The sequence below is a fragment of the Evansella halocellulosilytica genome (genome assembly GCF_002335745.1).
Lineage (GTDB): Bacteria > Bacillota > Bacilli > Bacillales > Salisediminibacteriaceae > Bacillus_CA > Bacillus_CA halocellulosilytica.
On the sequence record NZ_NIST01000001.1, the window covers coordinates 3,258,372 to 3,273,561 of the forward strand.

15 protein-coding genes are annotated in these 15,190 nt (G+C 34.7%); 14 read left to right on the forward strand and 1 reads right to left on the reverse strand.

The window, feature by feature from the left end:
* Positions 1 to 299 precede the first annotated feature (299 nt).
* The 12 genes from CD001_RS15650 to CD001_RS15705 all read left to right on the forward strand — a co-directional run bounded on the left by CD001_RS15650 (position 300) and on the right by CD001_RS15705 (position 12,654).
* A complete protein-coding gene (locus CD001_RS15650) occupies positions 300 to 1,364 on the forward strand; it encodes a helix-turn-helix domain-containing protein (RefSeq protein ID WP_096188590.1) in 1,065 nt (354 codons plus the stop codon).
* The gene (locus CD001_RS15655) at positions 1,354 to 2,901 is read left to right on the forward strand and encodes a RecQ family ATP-dependent DNA helicase (RefSeq protein ID WP_179298772.1); all 1,548 of its coding nucleotides are present in this window, start codon (positions 1,354 to 1,356) and stop codon (positions 2,899 to 2,901) included. The genes CD001_RS15650 and CD001_RS15655 overlap by 11 nt, the downstream gene beginning before the upstream one ends.
* Positions 2,902 to 2,912: 11 nt before the next feature.
* Complete coding sequence (locus tag CD001_RS15660) at positions 2,913 to 3,482, forward strand: CPBP family intramembrane glutamic endopeptidase (RefSeq protein ID WP_257009829.1); 570 nt, start codon at positions 2,913 to 2,915, stop codon at positions 3,480 to 3,482.
* A 69-nt stretch (positions 3,483 to 3,551) separates the two neighbouring features.
* Positions 3,552 to 3,818 carry a hypothetical protein gene (locus CD001_RS15665; RefSeq protein WP_096188592.1) on the forward strand — a complete coding sequence of 89 codons (267 nt, stop codon included), beginning with the start codon at positions 3,552 to 3,554 and terminating at the stop codon, positions 3,816 to 3,818.
* A gap of 69 nt (positions 3,819 to 3,887) precedes the next feature.
* Positions 3,888 to 4,325 carry a DUF2663 family protein gene (locus CD001_RS15670; RefSeq protein ID WP_179298773.1) on the forward strand — a complete coding sequence of 146 codons (438 nt, stop codon included), beginning with the start codon at positions 3,888 to 3,890 and terminating at the stop codon, positions 4,323 to 4,325.
* Positions 4,326 to 4,836: 511 nt separating this feature from the next.
* The gene (locus tag CD001_RS26930) at positions 4,837 to 4,971 is read left to right on the forward strand and encodes a hypothetical protein (protein ID WP_257009830.1); all 135 of its coding nucleotides are present in this window, start codon (positions 4,837 to 4,839) and stop codon (positions 4,969 to 4,971) included.
* Positions 4,972 to 4,998: 27 nt separating this feature from the next.
* Positions 4,999 to 5,277, forward strand: coding sequence for a hypothetical protein (locus tag CD001_RS15680; protein ID WP_096188595.1), 279 nt, complete (start codon positions 4,999 to 5,001; stop codon positions 5,275 to 5,277).
* A gap of 431 nt (positions 5,278 to 5,708) precedes the next feature.
* Positions 5,709 to 7,343 (forward strand): formate--tetrahydrofolate ligase, encoded by a 1,635-nt coding sequence (locus CD001_RS15685; RefSeq protein ID WP_096190638.1) that lies wholly within the window; start codon positions 5,709 to 5,711, stop codon positions 7,341 to 7,343.
* A 1,081-nt stretch (positions 7,344 to 8,424) separates the two neighbouring features.
* Positions 8,425 to 9,330 carry a MerR family transcriptional regulator gene (locus CD001_RS15690; RefSeq protein ID WP_096188596.1) on the forward strand — a complete coding sequence of 302 codons (906 nt, stop codon included), beginning with the start codon at positions 8,425 to 8,427 and terminating at the stop codon, positions 9,328 to 9,330.
* A gap of 122 nt (positions 9,331 to 9,452) precedes the next feature.
* Positions 9,453 to 10,034 (forward strand): genetic competence negative regulator, encoded by a 582-nt coding sequence (locus tag CD001_RS15695; RefSeq protein ID WP_096188597.1) that lies wholly within the window; start codon positions 9,453 to 9,455, stop codon positions 10,032 to 10,034.
* Positions 10,035 to 10,208: 174 nt separating this feature from the next.
* A complete protein-coding gene (locus CD001_RS15700) occupies positions 10,209 to 11,504 on the forward strand; it encodes a Glu/Leu/Phe/Val family dehydrogenase (RefSeq protein ID WP_096188598.1) in 1,296 nt (431 codons plus the stop codon).
* Between the two features lie 160 nt (positions 11,505 to 11,664).
* Positions 11,665 to 12,654, forward strand: a complete 990-nt coding sequence (locus CD001_RS15705) for a YpdA family putative bacillithiol disulfide reductase (protein ID WP_096188599.1) — start codon at positions 11,665 to 11,667, stop codon at positions 12,652 to 12,654.
* Positions 12,655 to 12,981: 327 nt separating this feature from the next.
* Here CD001_RS15705 and CD001_RS15710 read toward each other — a convergent pair whose 3' ends face one another.
* Entirely contained in the window at positions 12,982 to 13,950 is a 969-nt protein-coding gene (locus tag CD001_RS15710) for an asparaginase (protein WP_096188600.1), read from the reverse strand.
* A gap of 115 nt (positions 13,951 to 14,065) precedes the next feature.
* On the opposite strand from CD001_RS15710, the gene prsW reads away from it, so the two are divergent.
* Positions 14,066 to 14,737, forward strand: a complete 672-nt coding sequence (gene prsW / locus CD001_RS15715) for a glutamic-type intramembrane protease PrsW (RefSeq protein ID WP_096188601.1) — start codon at positions 14,066 to 14,068, stop codon at positions 14,735 to 14,737.
* Positions 14,738 to 14,852: 115 nt separating this feature from the next.
* A complete protein-coding gene (locus CD001_RS26470; protein WP_179298774.1) occupies positions 14,853 to 15,020 on the forward strand; it encodes a hypothetical protein in 168 nt (55 codons plus the stop codon).
* Positions 15,021 to 15,190: the final 170 nt, after the last annotated feature.

The following is a 15,190-nucleotide window of genomic DNA, read 5'->3' on the forward strand; positions in this document are numbered from 1 at the left end:
GAAATAAATATAGAATCCCTTTATATTTATTTTTTTATGCATAAAGGGGTGACTAAAGAACAAATTCTCATTTGTGAATAAAGTTCTTTCTTATTTTATTGTAAATGTTCCCGATTGACATTTCAATAAAAATATCATAGGAGCAAGGAAGCAATCCTAATACATGTCTTAATTAAGAGGTATCGAAAAATAAATGTGCTGTAAGTGAAGTGTATATTAAGATATATGTTTTAAGTAGCTTCTACGTTAAATCCTTTTTATAATAGGTATAAAGATAGATTAGTGAAGGAGTAATAAATATGAGTAGTATTAGCTGGCTATTATTAAAGGTGATGAATCAGATAGGCAGTGAACGGTCTTTTAATGGAATATACTATTTACTGAGCGGAAAGAAATCATTTCAAACAATTCAAGATGCTAAACTTTTTCATTGTACGCAGTATGTCGGATCATTAAAGTCCGTTGAGAAAAATGTATTCGATCAAATTATAAAAGAAGGAGATAAAAAAGGGTGGTTTCATTACATAAAAAAAGACCATGCTCATTTATCTGACACCGGAATTAGGTCATTGGAATTGTTTGAACAAGTTTATCAAATACCTAAGTATTATAACGGTGCAAAATATGAATGGAACGATTCAGCCACCATTTTTTGGAACAGACTTTCTTTATTAGTACAGACCGTTTCATTTTTAGAGCGTGATATTCGTCATTTTATACCAGTTAGTTATGATCGAAATATTCAATTATTTACGAAAGATGTTATTAAAAAGTGTCATATGCCTTTACATGAATTAAATAAACAGCTTTTTGATGAAATGTTCCAAATACTTAACCTTTTTTCGGAATTGGAAGCGTGGTTATTTGTACAAAGGTTAACATCACCAGATAGAACGGGGAGAACATTTTTACAGCTCTCAAATCACTTTAACGATGATTCAAACTATGCAAAACTAATCTTTCAAAGTGTAATTCATCGAATACTTCAATTGCTAAATCATCATCAATATCCTATTCTAAACTTGTTGTACCCTGAATCAGAGTTTCAAGGAATAACAGAAACGGCAAAAGTGACAAATAGACTTTTAATAAATAACAATATTGATGATATCGCCAAGATAAGAAATTTGAAGAGGAGTACGATCGAAGACCATATTATTGAATTAGCAATATATGATCCTGATTTTCCTGTTGAGTCGTTTGTTAACCGAAGTCAAGTACAAGCTATTTTATATGCGTCTAACATGTTACAAACGAAAAAGCTTAAAAAAATAAATGAACATTTTAGTGGGGAATTTTCTTATTTTGAAATTAGGCTTGCATTATCGACGGGGGAGAGCTTGGAGGGAAAAGATGAATCTTGAAGAAATTCTATATGAGAAGTTTGGATATACTCAATTTCGAAGTGGACAAAAAGAAGTGATCGAAGCTGCGCTTAATCGGAATGATGTGTTAGCTATACTGCCAACTGGAACAGGTAAAACACTATGCTATCAATTTCCGTCAATGCTTCAAGAAGGAATGACAATTGTTGTTTCGCCCTTATTGTCGCTCATGGAAGATCAAGTTCATCAATTAAGAGCTTACGGTGATAAGAGGGTCGTTCAACTAAACAGTCTTTTATCTTTTAAAGAAAGAAGAACGACATTACATAATCTAACGAATCATTCTATGGTATTTACTTCACCAGAGATGTTATCTAATGAATATGTAATATCTGCTTTAGTCAAATACGATATTGGTTTATTCGTCGTTGACGAAGCTCATTGTATATCACAATGGGGGCATGAATTTCGCACCGACTATTTGCGGTTAATGCTTGTAAGAGAAAGGCTAGGGAATCCGCCATGTTTGGCATTAACTGCCACTGCGACTAAAAGTGTTGAAGCTGATATTATTAAACGCTTAGGCATGGAAAAACCAGCTGTACTCCGATATCCAGTAAACCGAAATGAAATTGGATTAGTAACAGATCGAGTTAAGAATAAAGATGAAAAAGATGAACAACTCATAAGATGGCTAAAAAATCTAAAAAAACCGGGAATCATTTATGTGGGGACACGTAATGAAGCTGAACGTCTTCAATGTTTAATGCATAATAATCATTTCACGAATACTTCCTATTATCATGCTGGCCTAACTAAGGAGGACAGGCTTCTAGTTCAAAATCAATTTATTAATGATGAATTGGACTGGATCGTTGCTACTAATGCCTTTGGAATGGGGATTAATAAAAGTAATATACGTTCAATTATTCATATGTACTTACCACCATCTTTTGAACAGTATGTACAAGAAATTGGCAGAGCAGGAAGAGATGGTAACCATAGTACTGCTGTTTGTATTTTCTCAAAAGAAGACCGTAACTTGCCAATCAATTTTATTCAACGTGAATTTCCTGCTAAACAGGAATTTGAAGGATGGTTCTATACTGGAAAAGGCAGTTATCTAACAGAACAATTAAAAGTAAAACCTAACGAAATAAAAGAACTTTTTCAAATTGATGAAACAATTTGGCGCATGGTTCTGTTTTATTTGGAGGAAGAATCGATTCTCGTAGATGGAGAAATTATTGTAAACAACATAACTAATTCGTCGATACAAAGAATAATTGAGCATTTTATGAATCGAGCGAATGAAAAACTAGAGAGATTTTTAAAATTTGAACAATACATATTTTCTCGAAGCTGCCTCCGAAAAGGCCTTTTGCATTACTTTAATGATCACAATGTTAAGGTAGAAGAGAAAAAGTGTTGCTCAAATTGTCATGATATGAAAGTATTCATAGATGAAAACGAGGAAGAGATAAGGCATAATCGGCAATCTGTAGTTAACAATTCATATGCTTTATGGGAAAAAGAGCTTGCACAAATCTTTAATAGATCGATGAGTGTAAAATAACGGAGGAAAATGTGAATAAACAATCTGAAATTGTAAAAAGGCTAACTGACCGTGAGCTACTACTGAATGTATATTTAACCCAGCTAATGATTTTATCAATAAGTATAGGGTTGAGCTGGTTGTTGTTTAATGACTGGTTAGCCGTCTTTCAGCTAATTAAATGGAATGTCAATCATGCATTAATTGGTCTAGCAGGGGGACTGTTTGTCGTTATTTTAGAAATCATTTTAATAAAAGTACTACCTTCTGACTGGTTTGATGATGGTGGAATAAACGATCGAATTTTTAAAAGAATCTCTCCGATACATATTGCGATATTGTCATTAACAGTAGCCTTTTGTGAGGAACTATTATTTAGAGGTGTCTTACAAACGAGTTTCGGGATAGTGATCGCTTCAATTATTTTTGCTGTTATCCATTTTCGTTATATGCATAAACTATTTTTATTTACGTTTACGATTATTCTTAGCTTTTTCTTAGGTGGGATCTACTATTATACAAATAATTTATTGCCGGTTATCATCGCACACTTTTTAATCGACTTTATATTAGGATTACTGATTAGGTATCGTATACTATGAAAGATTAATAACGAAATAAACCGGAAGTATAGGTGAATATCGTGTTATATTACTGAGGGGGAAATAGACATGAGGAAGACGCAGGAAGATATATCGTCTAACTTAGGAAAGCAAGAGTCAGAGTATGAGATAGAGGATGAAAACTCAATTGATGTGCTGAATTTACCTTCAAGAAAAGAGATCCATCAACAACCTAAAGAAAATGAAAGAAAAAGATATCGAAGAAAGAAAAAAAAGCAACAGAGTTTTCCACTAGTGAGGATTTTAGTTATTCTTTTTTTCATATTAGTTACACTCGTAATTACGTACCCTTTATGGATAGACAAAATTATATAGGAAAAGACGGGTATAACCAGTCCACTTTGCATATAGATGTATTATCTATATAAGAAAGGTGGAATATCAATGCAAGTCGGCTCGGAAGAAAAAGATCAGCTCGCATATCATACAGTTGTCGAGCAAGCCTTGATTAAAGCAAAAGTAAAAGAACAAAAAGCGGAAAAAAATCTCATGAATGCAGGTTATATGTTTTTCGTCTTATTGTTTATAGTCATTGCATACGGTATTTATTCATTTATTTATACGAAACAAGTCGAAGCATATATTACACACATATTGTCAGATCAATTATTAATATTTCTTCTATTTTTACTAGCAATTAGTTTTTTTTACATGAAAGTAAAAAAAGATAAACTTGACAAAGCAGAAAAAGATTATGAAGAATTATTAGAAGATATCATCGACCGTGCTCCTGAAATATGGCCATCTTCATATAAGAGTAAACATATAAATCGATTACACGAATTAAAAGATAAACACGATATTAATTTATTTCATAAGTAAAAGCGAAATATATGAACAAGTACTCGGCTCATTAGCGTCCAATTAAAAAGGTATGAGCCTGGTACTTTTTTTCGTTTTGCAGATCGCAAATCAGCAAGGTTCTTCAATTATGTGTGAGCCCAGCTAAAGGGCGAGCTTTTATCCGAAAAAAACAACTGAGTGCCGATCAAATGCACGGCCGTTTACTAAAACTTTACTTTGATTCACATGCTCCATTCTACCAAATGCGAGTGTTTTATAAGATTTAAGACAAAATACTTCAACGGGCATTCCCATTTTAGTGTGGAAGTCAATATCTGCGTCGGTAACTAAAGAATGATTTTTCCATTTCAAAAATGTCAAAAGAATCATCCCTTCCTTAAAGACTGAAAATTAAGAAATCTTAATTTATTATATCTTTTATAACTTTAATTTTCAATCAAGTTTTTCAAATTGGGCTTGTAAAAATAAATGCATATACATAATAACAAAATTAATTCGTCTTCATATACTGAAGGGAGAGGTGATTAATATGCAACAATCCGAAGGCGAATCAATTAATGGCTTATTATTCATTATAACGATTTTAATTTTCCTACTTTTATCTTTTGGATATGGAAGAAGTACAATACCAGAGGATACAGACAGAGCAGTACTATTTGGTTAGGCAACAAAAATTAAGCAGGTGTGATTTATGCCGCAAAATAAGAAAAAAAAACCTCAAAAAGGTGACATTTTTAATGAATTGAGTTCTTTGACGCCTCAACAAATATTGGTTATTATTGGGCTGCTATCTAACGTATTGAACGTACAAGGTGTGTATGTAGATTTTGATCAGAATGTAGAAATATTGCTGAGAGGAAGTCTTAAAAATCAAATGAACTTACAACATCTGCTCGATCATTCACTTAAAGATATGGATGATCAAAAAATGAGAGAGTACATTGAATTAATAAAAAAAATGCAAAAATAAGAACACACAAGCGACTACTGGCACTTAAAAACTATTCGATAAATAGATCAGCTCGTGAATCGAAAATAGGACTAAAGAAATGAAGCAGCCATTTGGCTGTTTTTATCTTTATTTAAGTAATGATTGGAAGAATGAAACTAAAACCGTTGAAAGCGTTTTCAGAATTCGTTTATAATAGGTGGGGGTGAAGGGTGAAAGTTTAATTCTTATTATATGTGTGAATCTTCAAAGACATTTTTAAAATAAAAATGTAGAAATCGTACATACCTTTTAAAAACTGTTATACTTATATCGTTTGATCATCATTTTAGTGATGAATGATTAAGACAACTAAGATTCATCCTTTGTCATCGCTGAAAACATAGTATTGAAGGAGTGAATGAAGTTTGAAGAAAGTAAAATCAGATATTGAAATTGCACAAGAAGCAAAGATGGTACCTATTAAAAACATTGTTGAAAGTATGAGCTTAAATAATGATGAATGGGAGCCTTACGGTCATTATAAAGCAAAGCTTTCATTATCAGTTTTGGATCGATTAGAGGATAAGCCAGATGGGAAAGTTGTCCTTGTTACAGCAATTAACCCGACCCCAGCAGGTGAAGGTAAGTCTACAATGACTGTAGGGCTTGGACAAGCATTAAATAAAATCAACAAAAAAACAATGATTGCATTACGTGAACCTTCACTTGGCCCGACAATGGGTATTAAAGGGGGAGCTGCCGGAGGAGGCTATTCCCAAGTTGTTCCGATGGAAGATATTAATCTTCACTTTACTGGAGATATTCATGCAATCACAACTGCTCATAATGCTTTAGCGGCTATGCTTGATAACCATATTCATCGCGGCAATGAATTGAATATTGACGTACGTCGAATCTCTTGGAAGCGTGTTTTGGATATGAACGACCGAGCTTTAAGAAATGTCGTTGTCGGTTTAGGAGGACCTTTACAAGGTGTACCTCGTGAAGACGGATTTGATATTACTGTAGCTTCTGAAATCATGGCTATCCTTTGCTTAGCATCTAGTCTACAAGATTTAAAACAGCGGTTGTCTAAAATTGTTGTCGCATATACTGCGGATGAGACGCCTGTAACAGTAAAAGACTTAAAAGCTGAAGGAGCACTAACTTTACTTTTAAAAGAAGCGATAAAACCAAATCTTGTACAAACATTGGAAAATACACCAGCGCTGATTCATGGCGGGCCGTTTGCAAACATTGCTCATGGCTGTAACAGTGTAATAGCAACCAAAATGGCTTCTAAGCTTGCGGACTATGTCGTAACAGAAGCAGGTTTTGGTGCAGATTTAGGTGCTGAGAAATTCTTGGATATAAAAACGAGAGCTGGTAATATTGATCCGGATATTGTGGTCATTGTCGCGACAATCAGAGCGTTGAAAATGCATGGTGGAGTACCAAAAGATCAATTAAAAGAAGAAAATGTCAATGCATTAAAATCAGGACTCGCGAATCTAGAAAAACATGTCGAAACCATCAGGCAATTTGGTTTACCTCATGTTGTTGCAATTAACCGATTTATTCATGACTCTCAAGAAGAAATTGATACATTAACTGCTTGGTGTGAACAACAAGGCATAAACGTAGAGTTAGCTGATGTTTGGGAAAAAGGTGGTGAAGGCGGCGAAGCATTAGCTCACCGAGTTGTACAAGAAATTGAACCATCCGAGAAAAACTTTACACATACTTATGAGTTGAATACTTCTATTGAAGAAAAAATTGAAGCCATTGCAAAGAAAGTGTACGGAGCTAAAGGAATAGAATTATCACCTCAAGCAAGGAAGCAGATCAGTACATTCGAAAAAAATGGCTGGGATCAACTTCCGGTATGTATGGCGAAAACACAATATTCATTGTCTGATGATCCGTCAAAATTAGGAAGACCAACTGATTTTACAATTACTGTACGTGAATTAAAGCCTTCTGTAGGAGCAGGATTTATTGTAGCATTAACAGGGAATGTAATGACAATGCCTGGTTTACCAAAAGTTCCAGCAGCTGAAAAAATGGATGTTGATGTAAATGGAAAAGCTTTAGGTTTGTTCTAATAAGTATAAGGCTGGGACAAAACTGTCTCATTAAAGCCAAATAAAGATTCCGATTATCGTGTTTGATAATCGGAATCTCCTTTTTTGACCATCATCCTATCTAACACAGCAAAAACGCTATCATTTTCTTGAAGTTTATAGGCTAAATCCAAGGCAAAATGATTTGATTCATTTTAAAATCTTTAAAAATAAGGATACCTCCGATTCTGTTATTGTACGGTGACTTTAACTTTATTAGGAGATATCCTTTTTGTGTAAACATTTAAAGCCTTTATCCGTTGAGAGTTCAAAATAACGAGATGCCTGAGGGAAAAGAAAGAGCTTTCTCTTTTGCAACGAGTAACCACAGGAGCTTCATTGGGGGGATCCTCTCCCGATTAGCTGAAGCATTTTCCAAGGCAAAGAAGACACTATGAATACAAACGAAGTGCAGCACGAGTAAAATCACAATTGTGCTCTGGAGTGAAAGCGTCGGCCTATAGCGATTTCGAATTCTATAAAGGGCGAAATGAAAACCGCCCGTTTCACTGTCGATAGTTATTGAAATTGTCATTATGCAAATGAGAAACATATACCGGATGTTGAATATAATTTCAATAAAGGTAGGAGGGATATGATGAACACATTATTCAAACGATCATTCCTTGCTGTCATATTCGGAGTCATTTTTTTTATATTAAGCAATAGAATTAGTGAGCTTTTACCTTACAACTCGAATACCATCCTTCATAACCTCGTCTTTGAGCCATTTTCATTATTCATTACCATTTTGTTCTTTATTGGTAGCTTTTTATTATTATCCAGACTCATTTTTTATTTGTCCTTTTCTACAGTAACAAGATTGGAGCAATTCTTATATTTATGTATGTTGATCGGTAGTATAATAATATATCAGTGGTTACTTATTTGTCTGATATCGATATCACTCATCTATTTGTATTTTGATGTTCACCAATATAATAAAAAATGTAAACGTTTAAAGAGGTAAGACAATTTAATTAGGCGATGCATCGTTTTACACTTGAGGTGAAATCATCTATAATATGTCAAATAATCAAAACGAGAAAAGTAGGTGGAGTAATTGAGTGCCGGTAAAGGGAAGTATAACATAAAGGCTGTTTCAACAATGCTTGGCATTCAACCGGGAACATTAAGGGCATGGGAAAGAAGGTACAGTATCATCGATCCTGTCCGAAACGAAGTTGGTCACCGCTTATATACAGAAGAACACATATCAGTATTGAAATGGTTAATGAATAAAATAAATAAGGGATTTACGATCGGACAAGCTGTAGGGTTATTGGAAAGAGACGAGATCATAGAGAGAGTTCAAGAAGATCAACCTAGCCATAATTACATAGAAACATTGCGCAAGGATCTTTTAGGGGCACTATTATCATTTAACGAGTATGAAAGTAATCAACTTCTCGACCGAGCTTTCGCGATATTTACTGTTGAAAAAGTTGTGGTGGATATATTAGGGGATATTTTAGTTAATGTTGAAGATATGTTGAAATCAAAACAAATTACAACGGCTCATGAACATTTTGTTTCTTCTTACATACGCACGAAGATAGGTAATATTCTCCACAGTCTTTCAGTTGAAGGAATCCTTCCTAAAGTCGTTTGTGTTTGTGCACCTAATGAACAAAATGAACTAGGGTTACTCATGTTCACATTATTTCTTAAACGAAAAGGATTTGAAACTGTTTTTCTCGGTGGTGGTATTCCTAAAGAGGATCTCTTTATAGTATTAAAGGAAATCGAACCTAAATATTTATTTCTTTCTTGTACAGTTGAAGAAAACTTGTCAGGGGCGTTTCGGGTAGCAAATGAGATTCAAAAGTATTTTAACGATGAAATAAAAGTTGGTATTGGCGGCGATTCCACTGAAAGTTTGTCGAAATCGACACGTATGAAGTATCAAGGTTTGCTTGTAGGAAACAGTGTAGAAGAATGGTTTTCATGGTTAAAAAATCATGTATAAAATTAAAAAAAATGTTGGGCATACGGTCGAACCAAAAATACATTGCTCTCATACGTTAACAATAAACAACGTCATGTATAGAACTGATGAAATAGCCGTGGCGTCAACAAGGAGGTTCGACTATGCGCTTGGAGCGTTTGTCTTATGATAAAATAAAAATTTTTTTAACATTTGAAGACCTCCATGAAAGAGGAATTTCAAAAGAAGAAATTTTGATGGACGTCCCAAAAGTTCACGACTTGTTCCGAGATATGATCTCTGAGGCGAGTGTTGAACTTGGATTTGAAGCAGACGGACCCGTAATAGTAGAAGTGTTTTCATTACCATCCCAAGGAATGGTCGTAATCGTTACAAAATCCGATGATTTAGAAGAGACATTTGATGATTCATTTATGGAATTGCAAGTCTCAGTCGATTTAAATGAAATACTTATCTTCTCTTTTGAAACTTTTGAAGATGTTATTCAATTATCAAAAACATTAAATCGTTCAAATATACAAAGTGGTGAATTGTACTTTTACAAAGGTGCTTATTACTTAAGTTTTGATGAAGACGAAGAATGGCCGCTTGATTTTGAAGATTTCATTTCAATTATTTTAGAGTATGGCGATAGTTCTACCGTAGCACCACTCATCTTGCAAGAGTATGGGAAGACGATTATCGAGCGAAATGCGATAAAAAAAATCATCAACTATTTTTCATGAAACTCCAATAATATTGGGGTTTTTTACTGTTCATAAAAAAAAGAAAAAATTTCTCGAAAAAACAGAAACAATAGTGGAAAATTCCTATTATTTTCTTTATAGTTATAATTAGAAGGTTATTAAATTATTCACTCCATATTGTAATAATGTACACACGACGCAGAGGTGAAATCGATGGATTCTAATGAAAATTTAGGTCAAGAAGAGCAAGAAGAGAAAGAAAAACAAGTTAAAACGCAAAATGTACTTGAATCGACTCGAACAGTGATAAAACGTGCGTTAGATAAACTTGGATATCCTGATGAAGTATATGAATTGATGAAAGAACCTCTAAGGATGATGACCGTTCGAATACCAGTAAGAATGGATGATGGTTCTATAAAAATATTTACCGGTTATAGGGCGCAACATAATGATGCCGTAGGACCAACTAAGGGGGGCGTTCGTTTTCATCCAGATGTATCAGAAACAGAAGTGAAAGCGCTCTCAATTTGGATGAGTTTAAAAGCAGGCATTGTCGACTTGCCGTATGGCGGAGGAAAAGGCGGGATCGTTTGTGATCCTAGGGAAATGTCTTTTCCTGAATTAGAAAGATTGAGTCGAGGTTACGTTAGAGCAATCAGTCAAATTGTTGGCCCTACAAAAGATATACCTGCCCCTGATGTATTTACGAACTCACAAATTATGGCATGGATGATGGATGAATATAGTCGAATGAAAGAATTTGATTCACCAGGTTTTATTACGGGCAAACCAATTGTTTTAGGCGGTTCACATGGAAGAGAATCCGCGACAGCAAAAGGTGTTACAATTAGTATTAGAGAAGCAGCAAAGAAAAAAGGTATAAATTTAGAAGGGGCACGTATTGTTATTCAAGGGTTCGGAAATGCTGGAAGTTTCCTAGCTAAATTTATGCACGATGCTGGTGCAAAAGTCGTCGGAATATCCGATGTATACGGTGGACTGCATGACCCAGATGGATTAGACATAGATTACCTATTAGATCGTCGTGACAGTTTTGGTACAGTAACGAAGCTTTTTAAAGATACGATTTCTAATGAAGAATTATTAGAACTTGATTGTGATATATTAGTTCCTGCCGCTATTGAAAATCAAATTACAAAATATAATGCAGATAATATTAAAGCAGATATCATTGTCGAAGCTGCTAATGGGCCAACGACAATAGAGGCCACTAAATTACTAAGTGACAGAGGCGTTTTACTCGTTCCAGATGTATTAGCAAGCTCAGGCGGTGTAACGGTATCCTATTTTGAATGGGTACAAAACAACCAAGGTTACTATTGGACTGAAGAAGAAGTTGAAGAACGACTCGAAAAAGTAATGGTTTCTGCATTTGAAAACGTATATCGATTATCAACTACTCGTGGAGTTGATATGAGATTAGCTGCATATATGGTAGGGGTAAGAAAAATGTCAGAAGCCAGTCGATTCCGTGGCTGGATTTAATATAAAAAAAACGTTAAAATATGTATGTTCAAGGTTCCCTTTCCCTGTTTTGGTGAAAGGGAATCTTTATTACATGCTAATCGCTAAGTTATTTTCACAAATTTATATGTGAGAATTCATGTTATGAATATTCATTGAGTAGTAAATGAGGTGTCAAAATATGCAACATGAAGAAGCAATTATTATAGGCGGAGGGCCATGTGGATTAGCTGCTGCAATTTCACTTCAAGAAATCGGTGTTTCTCCACTCATCATTGAAAAAGGAAATATCGTAAATGCAATTTATCATTATCCAACCCACCAGCAATTTTTTAGCACGAGTGAAAAGTTGGCAATTGGCAATATCCCTTTTTATAGTACCGAACGAAAACCGAAACGAAATGAAGCACTCGTATATTATCGTGAAGTAGCGAAACAAAAAAAAATGAAGGTTTATGCATATGAGACTGTTAATGCAGTAGAGAAGAATCAAGACGGAACATTTACAATATTATCAGAAAAAAACGGAGGGATCGTGAAAAAATATAATACTCCCTATATTATCGTTGCAACCGGGTATTATGACTCCCCAAATATGATGGGGATAAAAGGTGAAGAACTTCCCCACGTTTTTCATTACTTTAAAGAAGCTCACCCGTTTTACAACCAAAAGGTGGCGATTATTGGTGGAAAAAATTCAGCTGTGGATGCTGCACTTGAATTAGAAAAAGCAGGAGCAGAAGTTTCTGTATATTATCGAGGACAAGAGTACTCTAAAAGCATTAAGCCTTGGATTTTACCGGAGTTTGAAGGTCTTGTGAAAAATAAAAAGATTAATATGCATTTTAATACGACAGTAACCGAAATTACGAATGATACAGTTCTATTGAATAAAAATGGGGAGCGAGTAGAGGAAAATGCAAATTTTGTCTTTGCTATGACTGGATATCATCCAGACCATTCCTTTATAGAAAGTATGGGTGTTCAAATCGATAAAGAGACAGGGAGACCTTTGTATAACAAAGAGACAATGGAAACAAACGAAAAGAATATATATATAGCAGGTGTGATTGCAGCTGGAAACAACGCGAATGAAATCTTTATAGAAAATGGTAGATGGCACGGGCAGCAAATTGCAGAGGATATCGCAAGAAAAAAGCGTAGAGAATAATCTCATACGCTTTTTTGCTAAGTAAGAAAGTATAAAATTTCAATCTCTCGATTGCTGTTTAGATTAGCAGGCACGAGCGTTTCCTACACGAGCTTCCACACGGATGTGGTGACTTCGGTGTTCCTGCAGGACGCGGGGGTTTTAGCCGAAGGTCTTATCTTACGAGTGTCTCGACGGACAGGACGTCCTGATGCCGGGCATGCCACAGTACATGGCGTATTGCCCGGTTGACGGATCTAGCTTCAAAGTGATACTAGAAGAGGGAGAGACAACAGTTTTCGGCTCGAAGTCGCTTCGCCGATAGACGGGCGCCTTGCGTTTTGTTCCTTATTGTTGAAATATTTTTTGTAATTCTTGAACGTCTCTTGTCCTTTCAAGTGCAACCATTAATTTAATTCTTGCCTTTTGACCGTTTATCCCGTTAGTAAAAATAACTCCCATATCCTTTAGTTGTTTTCCTCCTCCTTCATACCCGTATATATCTTGGACAATTCCGTTGAAACACCTAGAAACTAGCACTACCGGTATATTTCGATCAATTAATTTCTTTAAAGGTTTTATTGTTTCAGGAGGGAGGTTGCCTTGTCCTAATGCTTCTACAACTAAGCCATCTAAGTGAATGTTACATAATGCATTTATAATATCACTTTCCATACCAGCTACTGCTTTTAATAAAAGTACTTTATGATGAAGTTCCTCTACTTTAAATTGATCGCGTTGAGTAGGAGAATGGTGGAAAAAAACTCCCCGTTTCGTAACGATCCCAATCGGCCCATATTGAGGACTTTGGAATGTCGCAATATTACTAGTATGTGTTTTCGTTGCGTTTTTTGCTGTATGAATTTCATCGTTTAATACGACTAATACTCCTTTATCGATGGCTGAATCGCTCATCGCTGTATGAATGGAGGAAATTAAGTTGTGTGGACCGTCTGAACCTAATTCATTACTAGATCTCATTGCACCTGTAATGACGACCGGTTTATTTGATTGTACGGTTAAATCTAAAAAATAAGCAGTCTCTTCTAATGTGTCTGTTCCATGAGTAATAACGACTCCGTCATATCCTTGATCCATTAAACAGTAATCAATTCGCTTAGATAAAGTAATCATGTGTGAAGGAGTTATATGTGGAGAAGGGACATTTAAAAAGTCTTCCACATCTATATGAACAGCTTGAATATTCATAATTGTTTCATGTAATGGGTTTTCTAAATTTGGTTTTACTGCACCTGTTTGACGATCTTCACTCATTGCAATTGTACCGCCAGTATGAATAATTAATATTTTCTTCATTAAAAAAACCTCCTGTATTCCATCAATCAAAAAAATTTATTGAACTTTAGTCAATCATTCCATAACATTAAAGTATCATGGAATGTAAAAAATGAACAGGAAGGCGATGGCCATCATGATTTCGTTAATTGCAGTAGGTTTAGCGCCTGCTGTTGCATTGTTATGTTTTTTTTATTTAAAGGATGAATTTGAGCAGGAACCAATCTACATGGTCATCCGTTCGTTTATCTTTGGCGCTTTACTAGTGTTTCCAATTCTTTTCATACAATATGCCTTACAGGAAGAAGGCTATATAAACCATGTCTGGCAAGAGGCATTTTTTTATTCATCTTTAATTGAAGAATTTTTAAAGTGGTTTATTGTTGTCGTAGCGATCTATCATCATGTACATTTTAATGAAAGATATGATGGAATTGTTTATGCTACAGCAGTTGCGTTAGGGTTTGCTTCTGTAGAAAATATTTTGTATTTATTTTCCAATGGACTTGAAACGGCCTTTTTTAGAGCTGTATTCCCTGTAAGCAGTCATGCTCTTTTTGGAGTTGTAATGGGTTATTACCTCGGTATGGCAAAATTTTACCCAGAAAAAAAATATTGGTATTTAATTTATTCATTTCTCTTGCCATATATCTTACACAGCTTATATAATTTGATTTTGTTAGTACAAAAAGATTGGATTATTTATTTAGTTCCATTTATGGTCTGTTTGTGGATTATTGGTTTACGAAAGGTAAAGAAAGCAAATGTACAGCAATTGGAATCAATAAACCACCACAAGGCCAGTTAAAATGGTTGAGTTAGTTGAATCGAACATCAACTTCATTTATAGTAAGGAAATAAGATAAATGATTCGACTGGATTAGGAGAAACTATTTGTATGAATTTAAAAGGAGTGATCTTCGTTGCATGAGACTAAGCCACGTTATAAAGTGATCATTCGCTGTGGAGAATGCGGTGAAAAGTATATTCTTCGTGGTCGCCCAAACGAAGAAGGTGGATACGACACAGGCTTTAAACGATGTGTTTGCGGAAACGAAACAAAATTGGATATTGAAGTAACACCTGAATAATACTTTGATTGTAAAAGAAGTTATGAATAGTTGTTCTAAAAAGCTTTGCTCGGATGAGTAAAGCTTTTTTTGGTGTATGAATAACAAATGATTGGATCCAAAAGTGCAGGAGTAGACTACTCTGTTTTTCTTTAAAATGCAACTAGAACGAGGAAAAAATCGATTGTATA